At 67.5% G+C, this 22,033-nt stretch carries 23 protein-coding genes; 13 read left to right on the top strand and 10 right to left on the bottom strand.

The genetic code is table 11. The features are described 5' to 3' along the window. Positions 1–86 precede the first annotated feature (86 nt). The 5 genes from paaA to paaE are packed head-to-tail and all read left to right on the top strand — an operon-like array spanning position 87 to position 2,785. A complete protein-coding gene (gene paaA / locus AM590_RS03585; RefSeq protein WP_058826251.1) occupies positions 87–1,031 on the top strand; it encodes a 1,2-phenylacetyl-CoA epoxidase subunit PaaA in 945 nt (314 codons plus the stop codon). A 5-nt stretch (positions 1,032–1,036) separates the two neighbouring features. Next, a complete protein-coding gene (paaB, locus tag AM590_RS03580; RefSeq protein WP_004040859.1) occupies positions 1,037–1,357 on the top strand; it encodes a 1,2-phenylacetyl-CoA epoxidase subunit PaaB in 321 nt (106 codons plus the stop codon). Between the two features lie 2 nt (positions 1,358–1,359). After that, entirely contained in the window at positions 1,360–2,178 is an 819-nt protein-coding gene (paaC, locus tag AM590_RS03575) for a 1,2-phenylacetyl-CoA epoxidase subunit PaaC (protein ID WP_058826250.1), read from the top strand. Beyond that, positions 2,171–2,614, top strand: coding sequence for a metal-sulfur cluster assembly factor (locus tag AM590_RS03570; protein ID WP_082677647.1), 444 nt, complete (start codon positions 2,171–2,173; stop codon positions 2,612–2,614). Before paaC ends, AM590_RS03570 begins: the two co-directional genes overlap by 8 nt. A 3-nt stretch (positions 2,615–2,617) precedes the next feature. After that, positions 2,618–2,785 (top strand): 1,2-phenylacetyl-CoA epoxidase subunit PaaE, encoded by a 168-nt coding sequence (gene paaE / locus AM590_RS20735; protein ID WP_172795748.1) that lies wholly within the window; start codon positions 2,618–2,620, stop codon positions 2,783–2,785. Between the two features lie 223 nt (positions 2,786–3,008). On the opposite strand, the gene AM590_RS03565 is transcribed toward paaE, so the two are convergent. The 7 genes from AM590_RS03565 to AM590_RS03535 all read right to left on the bottom strand — a co-directional run bounded on the left by AM590_RS03565 (position 3,009) and on the right by AM590_RS03535 (position 10,831). Then, positions 3,009–4,460: an aldehyde dehydrogenase gene (locus tag AM590_RS03565; protein WP_058826248.1), complete on the bottom strand. Its 1,452-nt coding sequence runs from the start codon at positions 4,458–4,460 to the stop codon at positions 3,009–3,011. 68 nt (positions 4,461–4,528) lie between these two features. Continuing rightward, positions 4,529–4,912, bottom strand: a complete 384-nt coding sequence (locus tag AM590_RS03560; protein ID WP_058826247.1) for a PaaI family thioesterase — start codon at positions 4,910–4,912, stop codon at positions 4,529–4,531. Between the two features lie 77 nt (positions 4,913–4,989). Continuing rightward, on the bottom strand, positions 4,990–5,718 hold the full coding sequence (locus tag AM590_RS03555; protein ID WP_058826246.1) for an ABC transporter ATP-binding protein: 729 nt from the start codon (positions 5,716–5,718) through the stop codon (positions 4,990–4,992). Further along, on the bottom strand, positions 5,715–6,479 hold the full coding sequence (locus AM590_RS03550; protein ID WP_058826245.1) for an ABC transporter ATP-binding protein: 765 nt from the start codon (positions 6,477–6,479) through the stop codon (positions 5,715–5,717). Before AM590_RS03550 ends, AM590_RS03555 begins: the two co-directional genes overlap by 4 nt. Further along, positions 6,472–8,460, bottom strand: coding sequence for an ABC transporter permease (locus AM590_RS03545; RefSeq protein ID WP_058826244.1), 1,989 nt, complete (start codon positions 8,458–8,460; stop codon positions 6,472–6,474). The genes AM590_RS03550 and AM590_RS03545 overlap by 8 nt, the downstream gene beginning before the upstream one ends. A gap of 1 nt (position 8,461) precedes the next feature. Then, entirely contained in the window at positions 8,462–9,646 is a 1,185-nt protein-coding gene (locus AM590_RS03540) for an ABC transporter substrate-binding protein (protein WP_082677646.1), read from the bottom strand. A gap of 180 nt (positions 9,647–9,826) precedes the next feature. After that, complete coding sequence (locus tag AM590_RS03535; RefSeq protein ID WP_058826243.1) at positions 9,827–10,831, bottom strand: LLM class flavin-dependent oxidoreductase; 1,005 nt, start codon at positions 10,829–10,831, stop codon at positions 9,827–9,829. A gap of 55 nt (positions 10,832–10,886) precedes the next feature. On the opposite strand from AM590_RS03535, the gene AM590_RS03530 reads away from it, so the two are divergent. Next, positions 10,887–11,405, top strand: a complete 519-nt coding sequence (locus AM590_RS03530) for a VOC family protein (RefSeq protein ID WP_058826242.1) — start codon at positions 10,887–10,889, stop codon at positions 11,403–11,405. 22 nt (positions 11,406–11,427) lie between these two features. Here the strand turns inward: AM590_RS03530 and AM590_RS03525 are convergent, their stop codons facing one another. Beyond that, a complete protein-coding gene (locus tag AM590_RS03525) occupies positions 11,428–11,898 on the bottom strand; it encodes a MaoC/PaaZ C-terminal domain-containing protein (protein WP_004040870.1) in 471 nt (156 codons plus the stop codon). A 96-nt stretch (positions 11,899–11,994) separates the two neighbouring features. Here AM590_RS03525 and AM590_RS03520 point away from each other — a divergent pair, with 96 nt between their 5' ends. Then, positions 11,995–12,405 (top strand): PaaI family thioesterase, encoded by a 411-nt coding sequence (locus AM590_RS03520; protein WP_004064410.1) that lies wholly within the window; start codon positions 11,995–11,997, stop codon positions 12,403–12,405. Between the two features lie 9 nt (positions 12,406–12,414). On the opposite strand, the gene paaK is transcribed toward AM590_RS03520, so the two are convergent. Further along, positions 12,415–13,704, bottom strand: a complete 1,290-nt coding sequence (gene paaK, locus AM590_RS03515) for a phenylacetate--CoA ligase PaaK (RefSeq protein WP_058826241.1) — start codon at positions 13,702–13,704, stop codon at positions 12,415–12,417. 100 nt (positions 13,705–13,804) lie between these two features. On the opposite strand from paaK, the gene AM590_RS03510 reads away from it, so the two are divergent. The 4 genes from AM590_RS03510 to AM590_RS03495 all read left to right on the top strand — a co-directional run bounded on the left by AM590_RS03510 (position 13,805) and on the right by AM590_RS03495 (position 18,407). Continuing rightward, complete coding sequence (locus tag AM590_RS03510) at positions 13,805–14,968, top strand: thiolase domain-containing protein (RefSeq protein WP_058826240.1); 1,164 nt, start codon at positions 13,805–13,807, stop codon at positions 14,966–14,968. Continuing rightward, the gene (locus AM590_RS03505; RefSeq protein WP_058826239.1) at positions 14,965–16,545 is read left to right on the top strand and encodes a zinc ribbon domain-containing protein; all 1,581 of its coding nucleotides are present in this window, start codon (positions 14,965–14,967) and stop codon (positions 16,543–16,545) included. The genes AM590_RS03510 and AM590_RS03505 overlap by 4 nt, the downstream gene beginning before the upstream one ends. Positions 16,546–16,629: 84 nt before the next feature. Continuing rightward, positions 16,630–17,514 carry a 3-hydroxyacyl-CoA dehydrogenase family protein gene (locus AM590_RS03500; protein WP_058826238.1) on the top strand — a complete coding sequence of 295 codons (885 nt, stop codon included), beginning with the start codon at positions 16,630–16,632 and terminating at the stop codon, positions 17,512–17,514. Further along, positions 17,511–18,407, top strand: a complete 897-nt coding sequence (locus AM590_RS03495; protein ID WP_172795747.1) for an enoyl-CoA hydratase/isomerase family protein — start codon at positions 17,511–17,513, stop codon at positions 18,405–18,407. The genes AM590_RS03500 and AM590_RS03495 overlap by 4 nt, the downstream gene beginning before the upstream one ends. A 613-nt stretch (positions 18,408–19,020) precedes the next feature. Here the strand turns inward: AM590_RS03495 and AM590_RS03490 are convergent. After that, positions 19,021–19,788 carry an IclR family transcriptional regulator gene (locus tag AM590_RS03490; protein WP_058826237.1) on the bottom strand — a complete coding sequence of 256 codons (768 nt, stop codon included), beginning with the start codon at positions 19,786–19,788 and terminating at the stop codon, positions 19,021–19,023. A 161-nt stretch (positions 19,789–19,949) separates the two neighbouring features. Between AM590_RS03490 and AM590_RS03485 the strand changes: the two genes are divergently transcribed. Together AM590_RS03485 and AM590_RS03480 are read left to right on the top strand one after the other, a co-directional pair. Then, positions 19,950–20,252 (top strand): EthD family reductase, encoded by a 303-nt coding sequence (locus tag AM590_RS03485; protein ID WP_253246161.1) that lies wholly within the window; start codon positions 19,950–19,952, stop codon positions 20,250–20,252. A gap of 4 nt (positions 20,253–20,256) precedes the next feature. Then, positions 20,257–21,951: a thiamine pyrophosphate-binding protein gene (locus tag AM590_RS03480; protein ID WP_058826235.1), complete on the top strand. Its 1,695-nt coding sequence runs from the start codon at positions 20,257–20,259 to the stop codon at positions 21,949–21,951. Positions 21,952–22,033: the final 82 nt, after the last annotated feature.

Genomic DNA, 22,033 nt, shown 5'->3' with positions numbered 1-22,033 from the left:
TGTATGTACGCGACAGGGATATAAAAAGGCAGGCCATGGACGGGTCAATTCGTAAGTAGTTATAGATGATAGTTCCTGATAGACCAATGGACCTCGAAACCGTCAAAGAACGAGCGGGCCCGCGGCAGTTCGCTCCGAAAGACGACATGCCCGAGGAGTACCGCAAGGCCGCGACGCGGATGATTCAGTTCCACGCGAACAGCGAGGTGATGGGCGGGTATCTCGAAAAGCCGTTCATCCGGCAAGCGCCGAGCATCGACCGAAAGTTGGCGTTCTCGGCGAAAGTACAGGACGAAATCGGCCACGCACAACTGCTCTACCGCGCCGCCGAGTCCCTCGGCGTCAAGACGCGCGACGAGATGCTCGACGAACTCGCCCGCGGTGAGGGGAAGTTCCTCAACTGCTTCCACTACCCGATGGAGTCGTGGCACGAGGTGCCGATGATAGCGTTTTTCGTCGACGGCGCGGCCATGCACCGGCAGGCGACGCTCAAAAACACGTCGTGGACGCCGTACGCCCACGCGATGGACAAGGTGTGCTTCGAGGAGGGCTTCCACGTCAAACACGGCGAATCCATCCTCTCCGAGTTGATGAACGGGTCGAAGGCGACACAAGAGAAGACGCAGGCCGCCTTCGAGACGTGGTGGCCGCGGATCATCCAGTTCTTCGGCCCGACCAACGACAAATCCGTCCACAACGACTTCGCGCAGGAGGTCGGCCTGAAGACGAAGTCCAACGACGAGCTGCGCGACACCTTCCTCGACACGTACGTCCCGAAAGCCGAGAAGTACGGCCTCGTCGTCCCCGAGTACCCGCGCATCGAGTACGACGAGGAACTCGACACCTACCACGTCAACGAGGACGACCTGAACTGGGACGAGTTCTGGACCATCGCCAAGAACGCCTCCGAGGGGAGCCACGAGCAGATTAACTCCCGCTCGCAGGCGCAAGCGGCGGTCGAGTGGGTGCGCGAATCGATGCACAGCTGGGAGGGCGCGTCGGGGGCCGGAACCCCGCAGGCGGCGGACTGAGAGCCATGATTTGGGAAGTGTTCAGACAGGATAAACCGGGAGCGTACCACAAACACTGCGGCAACGTCCACGCGCCGGACCGCGAGTTGGCGCTGCAGTTCGCGGCCGTCCAGCACGGCCGGCGGATGAAGACCCACAGCCTGTGGGTCGTCCCGCACGACGAAATCGGCGAAATCGACGCCGACGAGACGAGCTTCGGCGGAACGACCGACAAGACCTACCGCTGGGCCACCTCGTACACGGACATCGAACCGGCCGCGCCGGAAGTCGCCGAAAGCGAGGCCGAGCAGGCCGACGTGGAGAAATCGCTCGAGGCGGACAGCTAACCATGCCAGCGACGCTCAACCCCGAAGACCTCGACGCCGAACAGCGCGCCGCGCTCGAAGAGCTGCTGTTCCGCCTCGCGGACGACGAGTACGTCCACGGCGAGCGCCTCATCGAGTGGCAGATTTACGCGCCGACGCTGGAGTCCGACCTCGCGTTGGCGAACGTCGCGCAGGACGAGTTCGGCCACGCTCGGCTGTGGTACGACCTGCTCGAAGAGCTCGGCCACACCGAAGCGGAACTCATCTGGGAGCGCCCCGCCGACGAGTTCAGGCACGCCACGCTGGTCGAACTCCCGTTCGCGGAGGGCGACTGGGCCGACGTCATCCTGCGGTGCTACCTCTACGACGCCGCCGAACGCCTGCGTCTCGACGCGCTCGTCGACACCAGCTACGCGCCGCTCGCCGACCGCGTCGGCAAGGTGCTGAGCGAGGAGCGTTACCACCTCGAAAACGCCCAGAGCTGGCTCGACCGCCTCGCCGAGGGCGACAGCCGCGACCGCGTGCAGGACGCGCTCGACCGGCTGTTCCCCCACGCGCTCTCGCTTTTCGCCGAGCCCGACCACGAGGAGGCAATCATCGACAACGGCTTCCGGACGATGTCCACCGCCGACCTCCGCATCGAGTGGCTGGAGACGGTCATCCCGTACCTCGAATCGCTCGGGCTCGACGTGCCCGAACCCGACGAGGTCGAACGCCCGAGCGCCCGCGGTCGCGACGGCACCCACACCGACCACTGGGACGAACTGGCCGCGGAGTTCCGGCGGACGTACGAGGAGCTCGAAGCGCCCGAGCCGGCGCGAATCGGCAGGGAGCGTGTCTGACGTGAGCGCCGACGACGCCCCTGACGCGACCGCCTGCGGCCACACCGAGTACGTCGACGGCGCGGTTCCCGAGGGCTTCCCGAAGACGGGTGTCGGAGCCACGGGCGTCGAAGCCGACATCTGGGACGCCCTCTACGAAATCGAGGACCCCGAGATGCCGGTGAGCATCGTCGACCTCGGCCTCATCTACGACGTTCGCGTCGTCGAGCGGGAGGGCGAAGACGGCGAGGCGAAGACGCTCGGTATCGTCGAGATGACGCTGACCTACACCGGCTGTCCGGCGCGCGACTACCTCGAAAACGACGTGCAGTGCGCGATTCTGGCGGCCGGCGTCGACGAGGCGTCTGTCCGGCTCCGGTTCACGCCGGAGTGGACCGTCGACATGGTGACCGAGGCGGGCCGCGAGGCCCTCCGCAAGTTCGGACTGGGGGTGTGAGCGATGCGCCGCTTCGACCCCAGCACCGAGACGGGGGGCGAAACGTCGGGCGCGGAGTGCCCGTACTGCGGCGGCACGAACACCGTCCGCGAGCACCCGAAGGGGCCGGGACTGTGCCGGTCGATGCACTTCTGTAACGACTGTCAAGAGCCGTTCCAGCGATTCGAATAGCGTCGGCGGAGAGACTGGAGACGCGCGATTTTTCGGGACCGACGTCCGCGGAGCGCCGCGGCGGTCGGTCCGGGGGCGGCGGGTCGAAGGCTGGGGCGTTCAGCGGGCAACGGAGTGAACGCCGAAGCGTTCAGCGGGCAACGGAGTGAACGCCGAAGCGTTCAGCGGATTGCGGGTTGCGGCCCGAAACTGCAGCGAGTTGCGGGCCGAATTCGCGGGCGAATCAGCCGAGGTTGAGGTTCACGTTCTTCGCCTGCGTGAACTCGCGGACGGCTTCCGCACCCTGCTCGCGGCCGTGGCCGCTCTGTTTCGTGCCGCCGAAGGGCGTCTGCGGGAACGTGACCGGGTACTCGTTGACGCTGACCATTCCGTAGTCGAGCGCGTCGGCGACGCCGTGAGCACGAGAGAGCCCGTCGGTCCAGACGCCGGCGAGAAGCCCGTACGGCGAGTCGTTGGCGAGTTCGACTGCCTCCGTTCGGTCCGAGAACTCGGTGACGACGAGGACCGGGCCGAATATCTCCTCGCGGGCCACGGTCATGTCGTTCGTCACGTCGGTGAGAACCGTCGGTTCCACGAAGTAGCCGGTCTCCTTGTCCTCGGGGACGCCCCCGCCGCAGGCGACGGTCGCTCCCTCCTCGACGCCGAGGGAGATGTACTCCAACACGTCCTCGCGGTGAGACTCGCTGACGACCGGTCCCATCCGGCCGTCGTCGTCGATGCCAGATCCCAGCGGGGTCGACTCGGCGCGCGCGACGATTCGCTCGACGAGGTCGTCGGCAACGTCCTCGTGGACGAGCAGGCGCGAGCCGGCCCAGCACATCTGGCCGGCGTTCATGAAGATGCCGTAGTGGACGCCCTTGGCGGCGGCGTCGAGGTCGGCGTCGGGGAAGACGACGTTGGGGCCCTTCCCGCCGAGTTCGAGCGTGACCCCAGTCACGTTGGCCGCGGCGTCGGCCATGACGCCTTTGCCGACGTCGGTGCTGCCGGTGAAGGTGACGTGCGCCACGTCGGGGTGCGACGCGAGCGCCGACCCCGCCTCGGACCCGCTTCCGGGAACCACGTTCACCACGCCGTCGGGGAGGCCGGCTTCCTCGGCCGCGAGGCCGTAGTAGAGCGCCGAAAGCGGCGTCTGGCTGGACGGCTTTACCACCGCCGTGTTGCCGCAGGCGAGCGCCGGCGCGAGACTGCGCCCCGCGAGTTGGAAGGGGTAGTTCCACGGGACGATGTGTCCGGTGACGCCGAGCGGTTCGCGGGTCGTGTAGTTGACGCGCCGGCCGGGGACGGGGTTGTACTCGCCGGTCACCTTGTCGGTCCACCCGGCGTAGTAGCGGAAGGTGTCGACGACCATCTGGACCTCCATACCGGCCTCGAACGGTGTCTTGCCGTTATCGTGGGACTCGACGAGCGCGATCTCGTCTTTCCGCGCCTCGATGAAGTCGGCCATCGCGCGCAGTTTCTCGCCGCGCTCGGCCGCGCTCGTGGTCTCCCACTCGCCGCCGCGAGCGCCCGCCGAGTTCGCCGCCCGCACCGCGGCGTCGACGTCCGCCTCGCCAGCGCGGGCGACCTCGGCGTACGGCGCTTCGGTCGCCGGGTCGCGCGTCTCGATGGTCTCGTCCGATGCCGCGGCTACCCAGTCCCCGTCGATGTAGAGACTGGTCGGGCCACTGTATTCCATTACGAAATACCCTTTTCGCGCACAATATTAACTATTGTTGATTACTAACTTCGCGGCGGGCGGGGGACTCAACCGGTCTTGTAGACTCCCCTCGCGGTCGCCACGTGATTCCCGTCCGTCGCGTACACGTCCACGTCCACGGTTCCCACGTCGCCACCGAGTCGGACCACGTCGGCCTCGGCGCGGAGGTCTCCGGTTCCCGCGTTGAGGTAGTCGATTCGCATGTCGATAGTCGGAACGGGTTGGTCGACCTCGCTGACGAGCGCCGCACCACCGACCGTGTCCGCAAGCGTGAACGTCACGCCGCCGTGGGCCATCACCCGGTCGGCATTCCATGACAGCTCCTCGCGCATCTCGATTCGACCCTCCGCGTGCCCGTCTACTGCCTCGGTGACTTCGACGCCCAAAAGCCGCGCGAACGGCATGCTCTCGAAGAACTCTTCGATGTCCATGCCACCAGTTCGCACAGGTGCGTTAAGTTCGTTTCGTCGGTCGGCCACGGCCGGGCGGCCGACGAGACCGGTGGCCGTCAGTCGGCCATCGAGACGCCGAGGTACCGGTCGAGCACTTCGTCGGCGGCCGCGACCTCGTCGGCGGGGCCCTCGTGGACGACCCGGCCCTTGTCGAGGATGTAGACGTAGTCCGCGGCGTCGAGGGCGACCTGTACGTTCTGTTCGACCAGAAGGATGGTCGCGCCGTCGTCGTTCAGTTCCTCGATTTTTCGCTGGACCTGTTTGACGATAGCGGGCGCGAGCCCTTCGGTCGGTTCGTCGAGCAACAGGAGGTCCGGCGCGGAGACGAGCGCGCGGGCGATAGCGAGCATCTGCTGTTCGCCGCCCGAGAGGTTCGCCCCCCGGCTGTTCCGGTGGCGCGCGAGGTTCTCGAACTCGTCGACGATGGCGTCGACACTCGGTTTCTCGACATCTCGACGACCGCCGATGCGGCCGATTTCGACGTTCTCGGTGACGGTCAGGCCGGGGAAGACGCGGCGCTCCTCGGGGACGAGTGCGATGCCCTCGCGGGCGGTCTTCTCCGGCGACAGCGTCGTGATGTCCGTCCCGTCGAAGGTGATAGTCCCCTCGGACGGCGGGACGTTCCCGAGGATGCTCCGGAGCGTCGTCGTCTTGCCGACGCCGTTGCGCCCGATGAGCGTGACGACCGACCCCCGAGGCACGTCGAGGTCGATGCCCTGCAGGACACGGGTCGACCCGTAGCCCGAGACGAGTCCGCGGACGGACAAGAGCGGTTCGTCGGTCACGCCTCGACACCCCCGAAGTAGGCCTCGCGGACCTCCGGATCCTCCGAGACGGCCTCGGGCGTCCCCTCGGCCAGTACCTCGCCGCGGTGGAGAACCGTGATGCGGTCGGACACCCGCATCACGAGGTCGATATCGTGTTCGATGAGCAGGAGCGTCCGGTCCGACAGCACCTCGTCGATGAGGTCCATCGTGGCCCGCGTCTCCTCGGCACTCATGCCGGCGGTCGGTTCGTCCAGAAGCACCATGTCGGGGTCGGTGGCGAGCACGATGGCGATTTCGAGCCGGCGCTTGTCACCGTAGGCGAGCACGTCCGCGGGTTCGTCGCCGCGGCCCAAGAGGCCGGAGCGGTCGAGCACGCGGTCGGTGTGCTCGTTCACGTCGTTGAAGGCGTCGCTTCGCCGGAGGTACTCTTCGACCGGCGTGAAACCGCCCTCGCGGGCCGCCTGCGCGGCGAGGCGGACGTTCTCGCGGACCGTGAGCCCCGAGAAGACGTTCGTGATTTGGAACGACCGGCCGAGGCCGCGGCGCACGCGCTCGTGCGGCGGGAGCGCGGTCACGTTCTCGCCGTTGAACGTCACGGTACCGCGGGTCGGCCGGAGCGCGCCGGTCAAGAGATTGAACGTCGTCGTCTTGCCGGCCCCGTTCGGGCCGATGAGACTCCGGAACTCGCCGCGTTCCACGTCGAGGGTCACGTCGTCGACGGCGACGAGCTTGCCGAACTCTTTCGTCAGGTTCTCGGTCCGCAGTATAGGGTCACTCATGGCGGTCTACCTCCGGGTCGGTGACGCCGGCCTGTTCGCCGACGCGGTCGCCGACGGCCGATTCGAAAATCGGGTGGTCCGCCACCGTCTGCGGGAGCGACACGAGCCCCCGCGGCACGAAGATGACGAACAGGACGAACAGCACGCCGATAACGAGCTGCCACTGGTCGATGTACGACGAGAGCACGTCCTCCGCGGCGACGAAGACGCCCGCGCCGAGCATCGGCCCGTAGAGCGTCCCCATGCCGCCGAGGACCGTCATCACGATTACCTCGCCCGAGTTTATCCAGTGGAGAAACGACGGCGCGACGTAGCCGTTGTTGGCGGCGAACAGCCCGCCGGCGAGCCCCGCGAGGCCGCCGGAGACGACGAAGGCGCGGCGCTTGTAGGCGGTCACGTCGTAGCCGATGAACGAGGCGCGTTCTTCGCTCTCGCGGATGGACTGCAGCACCGAGCCGAACGGTGCGCGGATGAGGCGGCGGGCCAGCAGGTACGACCCGACCACGACGGCGAGGAGGAAGTAGTACTGGACGACGCCGCCGTCGAGGACGAACGGACCCAGCGGGACCGTGAACTCGCCGGGGTCGATGCCGAGGCCGGCGAGACCGTAGAACGCGTCGACGCCGAACAGGCCGTCGGAGCCGCCGGTGAAGTCGAACTTGAACACGGCGTTGTAGAACAGCTCCGCGAACCCGAGGGTTATCATGGCGAAGAACACCCCGGACACGCGTATCGAGAGGTAGCCGACGCCCCACGCGATGGCCGCGCAGACGGCGACGGCGACGACGAGCGCGACGAACACCGACGGTGAGACGTGCATGAGCGTGAGAACCGAGGCGTACGCGCCGACCCCGTAAAACAGCGTGTGACCGAGCGAGACGAGGCCCGCGTAGCCGAGCACGAGGTCGAGGCTGAGCGCGAACAGTGCCCAGATGAGGATGTCTTCGAGGAGCGTCACGGAGTAGGTGACGCCGGTCACCTCCGCGAGAAGCGGGACGATGAGGAGCGCGCCAACGCCGGCGTAGCCGAGTTTCGCGCGGGTTTCCGCGGACAGCACGCCGCCGCCGGAGCCGTGAAGGAGCGCACCGTCGTGGTGGTCGCCCGCGCCGACGCTCGTGCCGAACAGCCCCGTCGGCTTGACGACGAGCACGGCAATCATGAGCAGGAAGACGATGAGTCCCTCCAAGAACGGCGTGTACGTCCGGGCGAACGTCTGGACGAGACCGACGAACAGACCGCCGACCACGGCCCCGCGGAACGACCCGAGGCCGCCGAGAACGACGATGACGAACGCCGGGATGATGACCGAACTCCCCATCGTCGGGCTGACGTTCTGGTACGCGCCGAGGACGATGCCGGCGACGCCGGCGAGCGCCGCGCCGAACCCGAACGTCAGAGTGTAGTAGCGGTCGATGTTGATGCCGAGGGTACGGACCATCTCGCGGTCCTCGGAGCCGGCGCGGATTATCATCCCGAAGCGGGTGCGGTTCAACAGGAGCCACGTGCCGAGCGCCAGCGCCGAGCCGAAGACGATGATGCCGTAGTTGTACAGCGAGTAGTTGAACCCGAACAGCGCGACCGGCTGGTCGAGGACCGAGGGAACCGGAAACGGCTGGGCGGACTTGCCCCACACCGACGTGATGAGGTCGTTGATGATGAGGACGAGCCCGAACGTCAGGAGGATGTGGTACAGCGGGTCGCGGCCGTACAGCCGCTTGACGGTGAGCCGCTCGATGCCCATCCCGACGACGCCGACGAGGAGGGGCGCGACGACGAGCGCGACCCAGAAGCCCGCGCCGCCGAGAGGGCCGGCGATGGCGAACGCGAAGTACGCGCCGAGAGCGAACAGCTCGCCGTGGGCGAAGTTGATGACGTCCATGACGCCGAAGATGATAGAGAGTCCGGCCGCGAGCAGGACGTACACCATCCCGACGACGAGCCCGTTGAGGACCTGTTCGGCGACGGCACTAGCGACCGACATGCTAGAGCGAGCAGCCGAGTTCGCCGCAGTCGGGGAGCGCGTCCGCCCCGGCGATCATCTCGCCGAGTTCGACGGTCGCGGGACCGCTCCCACCGTCCGGCGCGACGAGTTCGCCCGGCCACACCGGGTTCATCGCCTGATGGTCGCAGTCGCGGAACTGGTTCGGCCCGAGAATCGTGTCCATTTCGAGGCCCGGGAGCACCTCCTTGACCTCCGCGGGGTCGGTCGACCCGGCCTCCGCGATGCCCCGCGCAGTCATCCGGATGGACATGTACGCGGCCCGCGCGAAGTTGTCCGGGAGAGAGTCGTACTCGCTCCGGTAGGCCTCGACGAACGACTGGTTGTCGCCCGTTTCGAGCGTCGGCAGGTAGCGAACTCCGCCGTAGGTGCCGTAGGCGGCTTCGCCGAGCGCGCCGCGGACGACCGAGAACGTCATCGTCGGCGACATGAGGTTCACGCTCTCTTTGAGCCCCTGGCTCGCCGCCTGCTTGACGAAGTTGATGAGGTCACCGCCGGTCATGCCGAGAACCGCCACCTCGGCGTCGGAGTTGGCGATTTGACTGACGTAGGAGTTGTAGTTGGTCGAGCCGAGTTGCGAGCGGCTCCGGCCGACGACTTCGATGTCGTGGCCGTCGCGCATGCGGCGCTCGACGCGCTGCATCACCGACTCGCCGTAGGCGTAGTCGGCGATGTGGAACCACACCTTGGTGCCGAGGTTCTCGGCGGTGTAGTCGGAGACGGCTTCGGCCATCTGCGCCGTGTTCGTCTCGGCGCGGAACACCCACTCGTTGCAGTTCGACCCCGTGATTGGAACCGCGGCCCCGCCGGGGTTGTAGATAATCTCCTCTTCGGCCGCGAACTCGTTGAGCGCGAGCGCGACGCTGGACGATATCGCGCCCATGAGATACGACGCCCCGTCCTGTTCGACGACCGACTGCGCCTTCCGCCGGCCGGTCGAGGGGTCCGCCTCGGTGTCCTCGTAGACGCCCGTTATCTCCACGTCGATGTCCGCGTTCTCGTTGACGTGCCGTATCGCTAACTCGGCCCCGTTTCGCTGGCCGACCGCGAGGCCGCCGTACGGGCCGGTCATCGGGCTAATCACTCCATAGGTGATGGCGTTCGACCCGCCGCCCCCACCGCCACCGAGACAGCCGGCGACGCCCGTCAGCCCGGTCACGCCCGCCAACCCAGCCGCCTGTACGAACCGTCGCCGCGACGGACGCGGCTGTGCGCCGCTGTCCGCTGAACAATCGTCTCTCATGGTGTGTATGTTCACATGTAACATGAAAAACTTCACGTTTAAATGTTTGCGTTTCGACGGCGACAAGAACGTCGCGTTCGGCCCTGAACTACTGATTCGTCCCTCTCAGGCGAGTCGCGGACGGACCTCGTCGCCGAGTCGGCGGACGCACTCGACCATCCGGTCGGTGCCGATTCCGGGGTGGTAGGTGCGGAAGATGAAGTGGATGTCGTCGCCGAGAGCGTCGCGGTAGCGGTCGAGTTCCGCGACCACGTCGTCGGGCGTGCCGAAGATGGCCTGTGCTTTGAGTTCCGCCCGGCGCTCGTCGGACAGTTCGGGGACCTCGTCGCCGGAGAATATCTCGGCGTACCGGCGCTGGAGGTAGAGGTAGCCGTCTCTCATCGCGTCCCACGCCTCGGCCTTCGAGTCGCCGACGAAACCGTGTTGGAGGACGTATATCGTGAACTCACCGTCGAGTCCCTCGGCCTCCCGGACGCTCCGGATGTCCTCGACGCGCTTGCGCAGGCCGCCGAGAGAGAGCGACGACGGCGCGCACCACGCGTCCGCCGTCCGGGCCGCCCGGCGAACCGCGGGCTTGGCCGCGCCGCCGAGCATGAGGGGCACGTCGTGTGCCGGTTTGGGCGTCACGTCGACACCGGTCGCACCCTCGTGAAACGGCGACTCGTGCGCTATCGGACCGTCTGACCACGAGTCGCGGAGGAGAGAGACCGTGTCGGCGAGGCGGTCGACGCGCTCGTCTCGCGGAACGCCGAAGGCGTCGAACTCGCGGGGGTTCGAGCCGATTGCGAGGCCGAGCGTTGTTCGCCCGCCCGAGATGAGGTCGACCGTCGCCGCGTCCTCTGCGAGCCGAATCGGGTCGTACAGCGGCGCGAGCGCGATACACGTGCCGAGTTCGACCGACTCGGTCGCCGCCGCGAGCGCCCCGAGCGCGGGCATCGTCCCCGAGAGGTAGCCGTCCGGCATGAAGTGGTGTTCGGACACCCAGGCGCTGTCGAGGCCCGCGTCGTCTATCTCGCGACCGAGCGTCAGCATCTCGTCGTACAGGTCGGCCATCGGCCGGTCGTCGTCCGGCCGCCGTTGGCAGGTGAACAGTCCCGTCCCGAGTTCCATGACTCTGCGTTCGTACCTTAGCTATTAATAGTTAGGAACACCGAGTTCGTCAGAGATGAGTCCCGACGACTCGGTACCCTCGGATTCGACGACCGCGGCCGCGACGGAGCCGGCGCCGCCGGCCGCGCGCGTCGACCACGTGGGAATCGCAGTCGATGACGTCGAGGCCGCCGAGCCGACGCTGTTCGCGCTCGGCTGCGAGCGCGTCCACCGCGAGACGGTCGCGGACGGCTCGTTCGAGTGGGCGACCTACGTCCTCGGCGACGCCTCCAGAATCGAACTCGTCGCGCCCGTCAACGGAGAATCGTTTCTGACGACCTTCCTCGACGAGCACGGCCCCGGCCTCCACCACGTCACGCTGGAGGTGTCGGACATCGACGCGATGGTCGCCGCCCTCGAAACCGCGGGCGAGCGTGTCGTGGGGTACGCGGTGGAAGACGGCTGGACCGAGGCGTTCGTCTCGCCGCGAAACCCGACCGGCGCGCTCTTTCAGTTGATGGAGTACCACGACGACTACGGCGAGAAGGGAGCCGACGACGCGTTGTTCGTCCACGGCGAGCGGTTAGATTCGTGAGTCCAGGGGTCGGGAAGCCGCCTTACTCTGCGGCCGACTTCGTCTTGATGAGGAACTTCATGTCGCCTTCGAGGACGACGGTACCGTCCTGCTTCGTCATCTCGATTTCGAGGACGACCAAGCCGGCGTCGTCGCGGCTCCCGAGGTCCTTCCGCTCCGAGACGACCATCGTCTGCGAGAGCGTGTCGCCGATAAACACCGGGTTCGGCAGGTCCATGTAGTTCATCCCAAGGAAGGCGATGGCGGTGCGCTCGACGATGCCCGACCGGTACACGAAGCCGGTCGACTGGACGAACGTCATCGGCCCGTGGGCGATTCGCTGGCCGAACTGGGTGTCTTCCGCGTACTCGCTGTTCGTGTGGAGTTCGGTCCAGTCGCCCGAGAGCGCGGAGTGCATCATGAAGTCCGCCTCGGTGACGGTGCGACCGACGCTCTGGAACTCTTTGCCCTCCTCGAAGTCCTCGAAGTAGTGCGGTTCGTAGCTGTATGCCATACCTCACCGTCACCGCCAGCAGATAAAGTAGTTTACATACCTATCTTTCCTGACAGTCGATGTCTACTTGGGGAGCGCAGGACGACGTGTGGTCGCATGTCGGAGCAAGACGACTACGCGGAGATACGGGAGCGCGCCTCGAACGACCCCTACTGCGGGCGCGTCGGCATCGACCTCGCCGAGGTCGGCGACGGGTACGCGGAGACGACGCTGACCGTGGCCGAAGACCACCTGAACTTCCACGGGACACCCCACGGGGGCGCGGTGTACAGCCTCGCGGACGCGGCCTTCGCGGCCGCCTCGAACAGCCACGGCGACGCCGCGTTCGCACTGGAGACGAACATCTCGTACCTCGCGGCCGCCGAGGTGGGCGAGACGCTCCGCGCGGTCGCCCGGGAGACGCACCTCGGGGGACGGACCGCGGAGTACGAGGTCGTCGTCTCCGGCGGGGACGGCGAGCGAATCGCGACGTTTCGGGGGCGCGTCTACAAGCCCGGCGGTCGCTGACGGCGCGCGTTACTGGCCGCGGTGGTCGTAGACGCGCTGGACCTTTCCGACCTCGGTGCGCGCGATGTCGCCGTACTCGACGAGATTCAGTTCGTCGGGCGTAAACGAGAGCACGTTCGAGAGCCGCTTTTGAATCCGCCCTTCGAGGTCCGACAGCGACCCGCCGAACTCCTCGACAAGTTCGACCGTGATTTCGACCCGGTCGAGGGTCCCCTCGCGGCGGAGGTCGATGCGGTAGTGCGGCGCGATTTCGTCGAACTCGAGGACGACCGACTCGATCTCGCTCGGGTAGAAGTTCACGCCGCGAACGATTATCAGGTCGTCCGACCGGCCCGTGATGTTGTCCATGCGGACGCAGGTTCGGCCGCACTCACAGGTACCGTAGTCCAGCGTGGTCAGGTCGCCCGTCCGATACCGGAGGACCGGCAACGCGTCCTTCGCGAGGGTCGTCAACACGAGTTCTCCCTCCTCGCCCTCCTCGACGGGGTCGCCCGTGTTCGGGTCGACCACCTCGGGGTAGAAGTAGTCCTCCCAGATGTGCAGGCCGTCCTGCGCCTCGCACTCGACGGAGACGCCGGGGCCGACGATTTCCGAGAGGCCGTAGATGTCGATGCCGGTCACGCCGAGTCGCGCTTCGATTTCGTTTCGCATCGGTTCGGTGCAGGGCTCCGCGCCGAAGATGACCGTCCGAAGCGGCAGGTCGCGGATGTCGATTCCCATGTCGTCTGCGACTTCGGCGAGATAGAGCGCGTACGACGGGGTACACGCGATGACGTCGCTTCCGAGGTCGGAGAGCAGTTCCACCTGTCGCTGGGTGTTGCCGCCGCCGATGGGGATGACCGTCGCGCCGAGTTCCTCGACGCCCTGGTGGAGGCCGAGACCACCGGTGAACAGGCCGTAGCCGTAGGCGTTCTGAACCACGTCGTCCGAACCGACGCCGGCCGCGACGAGACACCGCGCGACGGCCTTGCTCCACACGTCGAGGTCTTCGCGGGTGTAGCCGACGATTTTGGGCTTGCCGGTCGTACCCGACGACGCGTGGACGCGAATCACGTCGTCCATGTCGACCGCGAACATCCCCGTGGGGTAGTGGTCGCGGAAGTCCTCCTTCGTCGTGAACGGCAGTTTCGACAGGTCTTCGACGCTCCCGATGTCCGCGGGCGAGAGTCCGGCCTCGTCGAACGTCTCGCGATAGAACTCGACGTTCTCGTACGCGTTCCGAACCGTCTCCCGCAGGCGACCATCCTGCACCTCGCGGAGTTCCTCCCGCGAGGCGGTCTCCGTGCTATCGAATACCATGTACGTTTGAACTCGATGATAGAATATGATAAAAATGATGCGGTCACCCGACTGCACTGCGGGGCGAACCTATTTCGCGAGGGATACGTAATCGACTATCATGCGAGACGCATACATCGTCGGAGCGGGCCAATCGAAGTACGGCGCGTTTCCGGACGAGAGCTATCGGTCGCTGTTCGCGACCGCGTTCGAGGAGGCGCTGGGGAGCGCCGGCGGCGTCGAGGCGGCCGATATCGACGAGGCCGTCGTCGGGTCGCTCGGTGTCGGCGGGCGGCAACTCGGCTTATCGGGGCCGGCCGTGACGGAGCACGTCGGACTCCACGGCGTCCCCTGTTCCCGAATCGAAAACGCCTGCGCCGCGAGCGGCTACGCGGTCAGACAGGCGGTGCAGGCGGTCAAAAGCGGGATGGCGGACGTGGCCCTCGCGGGCGGCTACGAGGTCATGACCGACATGAGCGGCGACGTGGCGAAGTACTGGCTCGGCGTCAGCGGCGAGACGGAGTGGGAGCGGCTCACCGGGACGACGTTCGCGGGCGTCTACGCCCAGATGGCCTCGGCGTACCTCGACGCCTACGACGCCTCCCCGGACCACTTCTCGAAGGTCGCCGTGAAGAACCACGCGAACGGCGCGAAGAACCCGAAGGCGCACCTCGGTTTCGAATGCTCGCTCGACGACGCGCGGAGCGCGCCCGTCGTGGCCGACCCCCTGAACCTCTATCACTGCTGTCCGACCTCCGACGGCGCGGCCGCGGTTCTCGTCGCCAGCGAGGACGTGGCGAGCGCGTGCGACGACGCGGTCCGCGTCGCGGGCGTGGGTGCCGCCTCCGAGCGCGTCGGCCTCTTCCAGCGCGACAGCTACACCGCCGTCGAATCGTCCGAGCGGGCCGCCGCGGCCGCCTACGAGATGGCCGGTCTCGGCCCCGACGACGTGGACTTCGCGGAGGTCCACGACTGCTTCGCCATCGCCGAGTTGCTGGCGTACGAGGACCTCGGCCTCTGCGAGCGCGGGCACGCGCCCAAACTGGTCGATTCGGGCGCGACCGAACTCGGCGGCGAGTTGCCCGTCAACCCCTCCGGCGGCCTGAAGTCGAAGGGCCACCCCATCGGCGCGACGGGCGCGGGGCAGGTCGTCGAGGCGTACAAACAGCTCGCCGGACGGGCAGGGGACAGGCAAGTCGCGGGCGCGAACGTCGGCCTCACCCACAACGTCGGCGGGTCGGGCGGTGCCGCCGTCGTCCACGTCCTCGAAGGAGGGGCGCTATGAGCGCCGACGGCCCGACTCGGACGACCCTCGGAATCGCCGGCGTCGGCGCATACGTTCCCCGACTGTACCTCCCCGCGTCGGCCTACCGCGAGGCGTGGGGCAACGGCGGCGCGCCGGGCGTCGAACGGGTCGCCGTCGCCGATGCCGACGAAGACACCCTGACGATGGCGACCGAGGCGGGCCAACGCGCACTCCGCGCGGCCGGGGTGGACGCCGGTGACATCGACCACCTCGCCCTTGCGACCACGACGCCGCCGAACGACGAGGAAGAAAGCGCGGTCCGGCTGGCCTCACTCCTCGGCGTCGGCCCGTCGGTTCCGACCCGGCAGTTCAGCGGGAGCACCCGCGCCGGCGCGGTGGCGCTGGCGGCGACGAGCGAGGCGACACAGAACGTGGGCGACGGCGCGAGCAGTCCGGCACTCGTCGTCGTCGCCGACAGCCCGCGAGGAGCGCCCGAAAGCGACGAGGCAGCCGGTGCCGGGGCAGGGGCGGCCGCGCTCGTCCTCGCCGAAGACGGACCGCTCGTCGTTGACGCCGTGGGCGAGTTCGGCGACCCCGCGCCCGGCACGCGGTTCCGAGAGTTCGGGAGCGCCGAGACGGAGTCCATCGGCGTCACGCAGTACGAGCGCGACGCCTACACGCGGGCGGTCGCCGGGGCGGTCGAGGCCCTCGGCGTCGACGCCGCCGAACTGGACCCCGACGCCGTGGCGCTCACCGCGCCGGACGGGAAACTCCCGTACCGCGCGGCCAACGCGCTCGGCGTCGAACCGGCGCGAATCGCAGCCGGGAGCGTCGTCTCACGAACCGGTGACGCCGGGGCCGCCGGGCCGTTTCTCGGACTCGCGTCGGCGCTCGACTCCGCGGGCGACGCGGGAGGCGACGAGTCGGATGGGCAGTCCCCCGCGACCTCGGTACTTCTCGTCGGCTACGGCGGCGGTGCGGGTGCGACCGCGCTCGTGCTCAGTACGGGGGTGTCAGATGCCGCTTCCGCCGCCTCCGCCACCTCCGCCACCTCCGCCGTCCCGGTCGAAGCGGCCCTCGACGGCGACGTGGAACTCACCTACGCGGAGGCGCTCCGGCGGCGCGGGACCATCACCGGCGAGGAGCCGGCGGGCGGCGGCGCGTACGTCAGCGTGCCGGCGTGGAAGCGGACGATTCCACAGCGCCACCGCCTCGTCGCCGGCGAGTGTACCGAGTGCGGCGCGCTCTCGTTCCCGCCAGAGGGCGCGTGCGCCGAGTGCGGAGCGCTCGCGGAGTACGACGACGTGACGCTCCCGGGAACGGGGACCGTCGAGGCCGCGACCGCTATCGGACAGGGGGGCGCGCCGCCGGAGTTCGTCGAGCAACAGCAGCGCGCCGGGTCGTTCCCGGTCGCCGTCGTCGCCTTCGACGGGCCGGGCGGCGAGGGCGGCGAGGCCGACGGCCGAGCCGTGAGCGCGCCCGCGCAGGTCGTCCACTCGCCCGCCGGAACGCCCGCAATCGGCGACCGCGTCGGGGCCGTCCCGCGCCGCATCTACGAGCAGGAGGGCGTCGTCAGATACGGGTTCAAGGTCGTCCCGATCGCGGCACGACGGTAGGTTAGGACACCGCCGGAGTTGTCGGGGTCGGCCCGGTCCTAACGAGGGCAAACGATTATGATGGTTCCCGAACCCCTTTCGGTGATGCAAGTGAGTGTACTCGGTGCGGGAACCATGGGCCACGGCATCGCGCAGGTGGCCGCGATGGCCGGTCACGAGGTGACGATGCGTGACATCGAAGCGGCGTACGTCGAAGACGGACTGGACGCCATCGAGTCGAACCTCCGGGGCGGCGTCGACCGCGACAAGGTGACGCCCGACGAGATGGCGGCGACGCTCGACCGGCTCTCGGGGACGACCTCGCTGGAGGCGGCGGTCGCCGACGCCGACCTCGTCGTCGAGGCGGTTCCCGAGGACATGGAACTCAAGCGCGAGACGGTCGCGGAGGTCGAATCCCTCGTCGACGATGACGCCGTCATCGCGTCGAACACGTCGTCGCTCTCCGTGACCGAGATACTGAGCGCCCTCGAACGTCCCGAGCGCGGCCTCGGACTCCACTTCTTCAACCCGGTCCACATCATGGGGCTCGTGGAAGTCGTCGTCGCAGAACAGACCAGCGAGTCGACGCTGGTGTTCGCCACAGAGTTCGTCGAGGGCATCGATAAGACGGCCGTCGAGGTCGGTGACTCGCCCGGCTTCGCCTCCTCGCGGCTCGGCGTCGCCCTCGGCGTCGAGGCCATGCGCATGGTTCAGGAGGGCGTCGCGTCGCCCGCGGACATCGACACCGCGATGGAACTCGGCTACAACCACCCGATGGGACCCGTCGAACTCGGCGACGTGGTCGGCCTCGACGTTCGACTCGACATCCTCGAGTACCTGCGCGAGGAACTCGGCGAGCGCTTCCGCCCGCCGCAGATTCTCAAGCGAAAGGTCCGCGCCGGCAAGCTCGGCAAGAAGACCGGCGAGGGCTTCTACGTCTGGGAAGACGGCGAAATCGTCGGCGCGAGCGAGGACGTGATGGACCGATGAGCGGTGACGACCCGAGCGCCGACAGCCCGAACACCGACGACCGAGAGGTGGGCGGCCCCCGAGCCGACGGCGGAACGCCGACCATCGAGTCGGTCGACGCCGAGTGCCAGACGGTCGACGCCGTCGTCGGTGACCGTGTCGAAGGCGTCGTCACCGTGACGCTGAACCGCCCCGACGCGCGGAACGCGCTCAACGCGACGCTCCGGGCAGAACTCAAGCGCGTCCTCGACGCCATCGAAGAGAGCAGCGCCCGCGTCGTCGTCCTCACCGGCTCCGACGAGGCGAAGGCGTTCGTCGCCGGCGCGGACGTAACGGAGCTCCGCGAGCGCGATATGCTCGAACAGCGCGAGGCGAGCAAGCGCCCGCGAGTGTACGAGCGCGTCGACGACCTCCGACAGCCGGTCATTGCCCGCGTGAACGGCCATGCCCTCGGCGGCGGCTGCGAACTGATGCAGGCCTGCGACGTGCGCATCGCCCACGAGCGGGCGAAACTCGGCCAACCCGAAATCAACCTCGGCATCATGCCCGGCGGGGGCGGCACCCAGCGACTCGCGCGTCTCGTCGGCGAGGGACACGCCATGCGGCTCATCCTGACGGGCGAGCTCATCTCCGCCGAGGAGGCCGCGGACATCGGCCTCGTAGAGGAGGTCCACGGCGACGATACCTTCGACGACCGGGTGTACGAACTCGCCGAGCAGATGGCGACGAAGAGCCCCGTGGCCCTGGAGTTCGCCAAGAAGGCCGTCAAGGCCGCGTCGCGGACGGACCTCGAACAGGGCATCGAGTACGAGGCGGAACTGTTCGCCCAACTGTTCGGCTCGCCAGACAAGGACGAGGGTATCGACGCGTTCTTCGAGGACCGCGAACCCGAATGGCACGAGCGCGAGCGATAGACCCCTCGACCGTGCCGTTCGAACTGCTCGAACAGCTTCGGAACCGCCGCGATCGTCGGGCGAGAACTCGCAGCGCAGGCACGAGCGCTAGTTTCACGACGCGAACACGTCTTCGGGAGCGACCCGCCCGCGATCGAGGCCGAATCGGGGGCGCAGCGGTGGTGGACCGAGCGTTCCGTCCTTTCGAACGCGAGTCAGTAATCGAGTTACGCCGTCGTATCAGCAGTCGCTATCGAGGCCGTCTCGAGCACGAACCGAACACCGAGTCTCGAATTACGGATAAACGATGGTTTCGGGACAAACGAGGCCCAACGACGACGTGTCCGGTCCACCGGACAGCAGACGGATGGTTCGTCTCCCACGCCACAGTCCGTGACAGGTGTAATTTTGTAATTACTCGCGTTCCCATCGCGTCAATCTACAATAATATAATAAGCATATAACACAATATGTTCGAGTAGTTCGAACAAAAATCACCGGAATTGAATCGTCGTCTCAGCACCTCGAAAGCGCGATTCTCGGACTTCGTACGAGAGAGCGTCCGCTGAGTGAGTTCGAATGATTCGAACGAACGTTCCGCATACTCGGTGCACCGGCGGGACGAGACACCGGGTCAAGAGAAGTTGAGGTTGATTTCGACCTCGTTGGCCGCGCCGAGGAGGAGGTCGGCGAGGTCGCCGGTCAGTCGGTCACCTCGAAGCCGGTTCGAGGGTCCCGAGATGCTTATCGCCCCGACGGGGTGGCCCTCGTTGTCGGTGACGGCGACGCCGACGGCGTGGAGTTTCGGGACGATTTCCTCGCGATTGAGCGCGAACCCGCGCTCGCGAATCGTCGCCAGTTCCTCGAAGAGCGCGTCCGAGTCGGTTATCGTCTGCGGCGTCTTCGCCGGGAGGCCGTGTCGGTCGACGATGTGGCGGACGCGCTCGTCCGAGAACGCCGACAGGATGGCCTTGCCGGCGGCGAGCTGATGGAGGTACGAGCGCGTCCCCTCCCGGGCCGGCGTCCGCACCGAGTGCGCGCCGGCCGCGCCGTAGAGGTGGAACCCACGGCCCTGTTCTTCCGTGACACACCACACTTTCTCGCCGGTTTGCTCGGCGAGTTCGTCCAGTTTCGGCTTGGCCACCTCGTACAGCTGGTGCTGGTTGCGCGCGTAGATGCCGAAGTCGAGGAGCCGAAGGCCGACCCGGTAGCCGTCGTCGCCGGGGACGACGAACCCCTCGCGTTCGAGCGTCTTCAGATGCCGGTGGACCGTGCTCTTGGCCAACCCGAGCTCCGAGGCGAGCCCCGTCGGCCCCATCGGGCCCCCTGATTTGAGCTGTTCGAGGATACCGAGCGACGTGGCGGCCGTCGTCACCGGTCGGCGCTGTTCGTCGTCTGTCATCACCTATCTTCGGTGTTCGTTCGTGATAAATCTTGTTCGAACAGTTCGAACGGTAGTTCCACTCGTTCGAACGCCTCTAACGGCCGCTCGAACCGCGAGTCGGCGATAGAGCAAAGTAGCGTCCGATTGGATAGCAGACGTGCATGATTAAATTGGTAAATATGCTCGTCCGGGACGACGACTACACGCACGAGGAGTTCGTCGAGCGGTGGCGGGGGAGCCACGCGGACCTCGCGAGGGAGCTTCCGGGGCTCGTGAAGTACGCGACGAGCGTCCCGACCGACCCCGAGCGGTCCGAGTACGACGGTATCGTCGAACTCTACTTCGAGGACATGGCCGCCCTGAAGGCGGCGTTCGACTCCGAGGTCGGCCAGCGCGTGAACGCCGACGCAGCGTCGTTCGCCGACATGGAACGGGGGCCGACGCTCTACGTCGAGGAGACGGTCCACCTCGACAGGTCCTAAATCCATGAACACGAGCGAACGACTCGTCGAGAGCCTCGAACGGCTCGGCGTCGAGCGAATCTTCGGCTACCCCGGCGGCCGCGTCATCGAACTGTTCGACCTGCTGCCCGAGTCGGACATCGACCTCGTGCGCCCCCGCGACGAGCGCGAGGCGAGCGTCATGGCCGAGATGCACGGTCGGTTGACTGGTGAACCGGGTGTTCTCGCCGGACAGGGGCCGTGGATAGGAAGCCTCGGCCTCATCGGACAGATGGAAGCGCGCCTTGCCTCGTCGCCGATGGTCGTCATCACCGAGGCCTCCGAGCGCGGGAACTACTCGACGCTCGCGCCCTACCAGCAGTCCCGCGGCGACTACGGCGGCCTCGAACTCCCGAAGATTCTCGACGCCGTGACGAAGGAACACTGGTTCCCGCGGACCCCGACCGAGACGGTCCGGAGCCTGCAACTCGCATTCAAACACGCCGTCGCCGGCCGGCCCGGTCCGACGGCGGTCGTCCTCGACGGCGACGCCGTCACCGAGGCGTTCCCCGACGAGTCCGTGCCACCGGTCTGGGACGACGAGACGCAGACCAGAACGTGGACCGCCGCGCCGACGGCGCGCGACGTCGCCGCCGCTGTCGAAGCGCTTGACGCGGCCGAGCGACCGGTCATTGTCTCGGGCAACGGCGTCCACGCGTCGGGCGCGTACGACGAACTGGCGGCGGTCGCCGAGGCCTACGAAGCCGCGGTCGTCACCTCCTACCTCGGGAAATCGACGTTCCCCGAGACGCACCGCCTCGCCGGCGGCGTCATCGGCTCGTTCGGTCACGAGGGCGCGAACCGACTCGTCAGCGAGGCCGACGCGCTCCTCGTCGTCGGCTGTCGCATGAACCCGATGGACACCAACTGGCAGGCCCCCGACTTCATCCGCCCCGACGAGCAGACGATTATCCACGCCGATATCGACCCGCGGAACGCCGGCTGGGTCTACCCCGCCGACGTGGGACTCATCGGCGACGCGTCCGAATCGCTGCGCGAACTCGCGGCCGCCGCCGGCACTGGCAACGACTGGGCCGAGGACCGAGCGCGGGAGGCCCGCGAGTCGTTCCACGCGCCCGAATGCGAGTCAGACGCCGCGCCAATCCTCCCCCAGCGGGCCGTCAAGGAAATCGAGCGCGTCGTCGACGAGGACACCATCGTCACCGCCGACTCCGGCAACAACCGCTTTTGGTTGCTCAACTACCTGCAGGTGCCCGCCGTGCAGACGTACTACGGTTCCGGCGGCGTCGGCGGCATGGGTTGGGCGACGCCCGCCGCGGTGTCGGCCGCGCTGGCAACCGACAAGCACGTCGTCGGCGTCGCGGGCGACGGCGGCTTCGCCATGACGATGACGAGCGTCGAGACGGCGGTCGAACACGGTGTCGCGCCGACGTTCGTCGTCCTCAACGACACCAGCCTCGGGATGGTCAGACAGATGCAGCACGCGCCCGACGACATCGCGGGCGTCGAGTTCCACGACACGGACTTCGCGCGGGTCGCTGAGGCGTTCGGCGCGACGGGCGTCCGTGTCGAGACGCCGGGGGAACTCGGCGACGCGCTCGCCGATGCGAAGACGCACAACCTCCCGACGGTCATCGACGCCCGCATCGACCGCAGTCAGGACATGGCCGCGACGCTCCAGTCGTCGTTCTACGCGTCGGTCGGCGGACTTCACGAGTAGCACGCGGTGACGAGTCGGCCGTCGACGACCCTCTCGGGGTCCGCTCCCCGGGAAACACTTTTCTCGCGCGCAGGTAGAACTA

It is taken from the genome of Haloferax sp. Q22 (genome assembly GCF_001482285.1).
Classification (GTDB): domain Archaea; phylum Halobacteriota; class Halobacteria; order Halobacteriales; family Haloferacaceae; genus Haloferax.
Note: the sequence above shows the minus strand (reverse complement) of the source record. Positions and strands in the feature narration are given on the sequence as shown.